Consider the following 3,432-nt stretch of genomic DNA (forward strand, 5'->3'; position numbering starts at 1 on the left):
CTCGGCGGAGCTGTCGACCTACCTCGCCGCGCTGGACGCCGACCCGGCCCGGTTGCAGACCCTCTACGAGCGGCGGGCCGCGCTGCGCGCGTTGACCCGCAAGTACGCCGACGACGTCGACGGGGTGATCGCCTGGGCCGAGCGGGCCCGCACCCGCCTGTCCGACCTCGACACCTCCGACGACCTCCTCGACGAGCTGGACCGGGAGGCGTCCCGGCTCGCCGGCGAGGTGGCCGACCTGGCCGGCCGGCTGTCGACGTCCCGGCAGGAGGCGGCCACCCGCTTCGCGGCGCAGGTCACCGTCGAGCTGGCCGGGCTGGCCATGCCGCACGCCCGGATCGAGGTGGCGGTGCTGCCCCGCCCCGCCGGCAGGTCCGAGCCGACGTTGCCGGTCAACGGGGTGGAGGTCGGTGTCGGCCCGGACGGCGGCGACGAGGTCGAGCTGCGCCTGCTGGCCCATCCCGGCGCACCGTCGCTGCCGTTGCAGCGGGGCGCGTCCGGCGGTGAGCTGTCCCGGGTGATGCTCGCCATCGAGGTGGTCTTCGCCGGTTCCGGTGGGCCACCCACGCTGGTCTTCGACGAGGTCGACGCCGGGGTCGGCGGCCAGGCGGCGGTGGAGATCGGCCGGCGGCTGGCCCGGCTGGCCCGCAGCCACCAGGTGCTGGTGGTCACCCACCTGCCCCAGGTCGCCGCGTTCGCCGACCGGCACCTGGTGGTGGCGAAGGACACCGGCGGCGCGGTCACCACCAGCGGCGTGCGCGTGGTGGAGGACACCGAACGCGCCCGGGAGCTGGCCCGGATGCTCGCCGGTTTACCGGATTCGGATCTGGGTATCGCTCACGCCGAGGAGCTCCTGGCCGTGGCGGCGCGGGAAAGGCGGCCGTGAGGGCCGCGAGTGTGAGCACAGGCACACCGGCCTGTGCCGGAGTGTGCTTCCCTGGGTAGGCGGCCCTGCTCAGGCATGTCGCGACAGAGAAACCTGCCTCACATGCCAGGATGGTCACGATGCGTCTACCCACGTTGCGCCGAACCCGGAACGCGGAACCGGGCAGAGTCCTCGGCACCGCGCGCCTCGACCGCCGGACCAAACGCCTGGTCGGCCGGCTGCGCCCCGGCGACATCGCGGTCATCGACCACGTCGACCTCGACCGGGTCGCCGCCGACTCGCTGGTCGCGGTCGGCGTCGCCGCGGTGCTCAACGCCAAGCCGTCGGTCTCCGGCCGCTACCCCAACCTCGGGCCGGAGGTGCTGATCGCCGCCGGCATCCCGCTCCTCGACGACCTGGGCGAGGGCGTCTTCGAGCAGATCCGCGAGGGCGACACCGTCCGGATCGAGGGCAACACCGTCTTCGTCGGCGCCGAGCCGGTGGCCCACGGCAGCCTGCAGGACGCCGAGACGGTGGCCAAGGCCATGGCGGACGCCCGGGAGGGGCTGTCGGTGCAGTTGGAGGCGTTCGCCGCCAACACCATGGACTACCTCAAGCAGGAGCGGGACCTGCTCCTCGACGGCGTCGGCGTTCCGGACATCCAGACCGAGATGCAGGGTCGGCACTGCCTGATCGTGGTGCGCGGCTACGACTACAAGGCCGACCTGGACGTGCTGCGCCCGTACATCCGGGAGTTCAAGCCGGTGTTGATCGGCGTCGACGGCGGCGCGGACGCGCTGGTGGAGGCGGGCTACACGCCCGACGTGATCATCGGTGACATGGATTCGGTCACCGACGACGTGCTGCGCTGCGGTGCCGAGGTGATCGTGCACGCGTACCCGGACGGGCGGGCGCCCGGGCTGGCCCGGGTCAACGGGCTCGGCGTTCCGGCGGTGACCTTCCCGGCCGCCGCCACCAGCGAGGACCTGGCCATGCTCCTCGCCGACGAGAAGGGGGCCTCGCTGCTGGTCGCCGTCGGCACGCATGCCACCCTTGTCGAGTTCCTCGACAAGGGCCGTGGCGGCATGGCCTCGACGTTCCTCACCCGGCTCAAGGTCGGCGGCAAGCTGGTCGACGCCAAGGGCGTCAGCCGGCTCTACCGGCAGAGCATCTCCGGATCGTCCCTGCTGCTGCTGGTGCTCTCCGCCATCGCCGCGATGGCCTCCGCCGTGGCGGTCTCCACCGTCGGCAAGGCGTATCTGGGTGTGGTCTCCGAGTGGTGGGACAATTTCATGTTCCAGCTCGGCCACCTCTTCTAGCTCCCGACCGATCAAGAGGCTGCAAGCGTGATCAATTTCCGCTACCACGTGGTGTCCCTGACCGCGGTCTTCCTGGCGTTGGCCATCGGCCTGGTGGTCGGCACGGCCGCCCTCAACGGCCCGGTCGCCGACTCGCTCAAGGAGAACGTCAACGCGCTGCGCAAGGACAACCAACAGATGCGTCAGGCGGTCGAGAGCATGGAGCGGCAGCTCGAGCTCGAGGAGGACTTCGCGGCCCAGATCGCGGGGGTCGTCCTGCCGGGCAAGCTCACCGGCAAGCGGGTGCTGGTGCTCAGCCTGCCCACCGGGCGGGGGCACACCGAGGGCGTGGTCAAGATGCTCCAGCTCGCCGGGGCCGACGTGACCGGCCGGATCGACCTGCAGGACAAGTTCATCAACCCGGACAACAACAACAACCTGCTGGAACTGGCGGTCACCGCCGCCCGGCCCACCAGCGCACCCACCTCCGGGCTGCCCGGCAACGGGCACGGCGTGGAAACCTCCAGCGCGCTGCTGGCCAGCGTGCTGCTGGACCGCTCGGCCGGGGTGACCCCGGTCACCGAGGCCGACCGGCGGGCGGTGCTGGCCGCGTACAGCAACGCCAACTACCTCACCAGCGAGGAGAAGATCACCGCGCCGGCGGAGGCCGTCGTCGTGGTCAGCGGTCAGCCGTACGTGGACAAGGACGCCGCCAAGAAGGACGAGTCGGTGGTGAAGGTCGCCGAGCAGTTCGACCGGACGGGGTCGATCGTCGTCGGCGGCAACGGCTCCTCCGGCGGCAACCTGGTGGCCGTGGTCCGGGGTGACCCGGTGCTGGCACAGACCGTCTCCACCGTCGACAACGCCAACACCGTCCAGGGCCAGCTGGTCACCAGCCTCGCGCTGGTGCAGCAGCTGACCGAGAAGAAGGCCGGACAGTACGGCGTCGGCGACAACGTCGCCTCGCTGCTGCCTAGACTGCCCCAGTGAGCGAACGACGTACCGTGCTGTCCGGATCCCCGTTCCTCGACGTTCGACGGGAGGGGGTGGCGTGAGCATGCTCGGTCGACTGCTGATCGCCGGCGCCGGGGCGGCCGTCGCCCGCTACGCCCTGCGCGAGGTGCGCACCTCACCGGCCGGGCCCGCGCTCGACCGGAGCAACTTCCGCGGCCGCACGGTGACCCTGGCCGGCGGGCCGGCCCTCGCCGTCGGCGCCGCCGGGGCCGGCGCGTTCGGCGCCTCCAGCGCCTCCTCCGGGGCGGCCGCGCT

The 3,432-nt window shown here is 72.0% G+C and carries 3 protein-coding genes and 1 pseudogene; all 4 read left to right on the forward strand.

Features of this window, described 5'->3' with window-relative positions; translation table 11 throughout:
• A partial coding sequence (locus NCC78_RS29580) for a DNA repair protein RecN (RefSeq protein WP_504921256.1) occupies window positions 1-886 on the forward strand: 886 nt, incomplete at its 5' end.
• A 119-nt stretch (window positions 887-1,005) separates the two neighbouring features.
• Window positions 1,006-2,184, forward strand: coding sequence for a putative cytokinetic ring protein SteA (gene steA / locus NCC78_RS29585; RefSeq protein ID WP_250798658.1), 1,179 nt, complete (start codon window positions 1,006-1,008; stop codon window positions 2,182-2,184).
• A 27-nt stretch (window positions 2,185-2,211) separates the two neighbouring features.
• Window positions 2,212-3,153 (forward strand): copper transporter, encoded by a 942-nt coding sequence (locus tag NCC78_RS29590; RefSeq protein WP_250798659.1) that lies wholly within the window; start codon window positions 2,212-2,214, stop codon window positions 3,151-3,153.
• Between the two features lie 67 nt (window positions 3,154-3,220).
• Window positions 3,221-3,432: pseudogene (locus NCC78_RS29595) on the forward strand (hypothetical protein); the annotation flags it as partial.

The organism is Micromonospora phytophila (assembly GCF_023656545.1).
Lineage (GTDB): Bacteria > Actinomycetota > Actinomycetes > Mycobacteriales > Micromonosporaceae > Micromonospora > Micromonospora phytophila.

What these genes read in the sequence shown, in the direction of transcription:
- steA (WP_250798658.1), top strand. Translation starts at nt 1,006, where the DNA reads ATGCGTCTACCCACGTTGCGCCGAACCCGGAACGCGGAACCGGGCAGA.